1 protein-coding gene is annotated in these 623 nt (G+C 43.5%); it reads right to left on the bottom strand.

Features of this window, described 5'->3' with window-relative positions:
- Positions 1-119: 119 nt before the first annotated feature.
- Positions 120-572, bottom strand: a complete 453-nt coding sequence (locus AACR75_RS15970) for an NUDIX hydrolase (protein WP_047691016.1) — start codon at positions 570-572, stop codon at positions 120-122.
- Positions 573-623: the final 51 nt, after the last annotated feature.

The raw sequence follows: 623 nt of genomic DNA, 5'->3' as shown, positions 1-623 counted from the left end.
CATAACGCCCGGCTAAGGGGTTGACAACGCACTACCGCACTCAAAAAACCACTGTAAACATCGAACTTCAATTTTGTACTAAAGCCGCCACGCGTTGGCAATCCCTCTTGAGCCGTTTGTTAGCCGACATCTACACGATAGAGTGCATTAGCTGGCTTTTCTACGAAATACGACCAAACATGCTTATACACTTCGTGTTGGTTTGGAAATGGAGCCAATCCAAGAGCTTCGTCTAAACTGCACCACTTATACTCTGTATGTTCTTCATTTAAAACCACCCCTTGCTCTGGTGGGCACATCACTACGAAAACAGGTATGAGCTGAATAACATTAACACTGGCTTCGTAGAATTGTTCTAGAAACTGAGCATTATATAGGGGGGAAGCCTCAATTTGTGTTTCTTCTCTGAACTCTCGAGTGATGGCGTCAATGCCTGTTTCGCCTTGTTCAATTGAACCTGCAACATGACACCAGAAGCCACCTTTTACTCGCTTCATAAGTAGAAGCTTCATTTCACCATCAATTTCCGAGACTGCCACCCCTGAAACAACAGATGAATTTAATGGAATCATATTTACCTCTGAATTTGAAATTTTCGCTTGTCGGCTAACGCCCAATTAAGG

The organism is Vibrio sp. ZOR0018 (assembly GCF_963865925.1).
GTDB lineage: Bacteria > Pseudomonadota > Gammaproteobacteria > Enterobacterales > Vibrionaceae > Vibrio > Vibrio anguillarum.
This window is presented reverse-complemented; position numbering and strand designations above follow the sequence as displayed.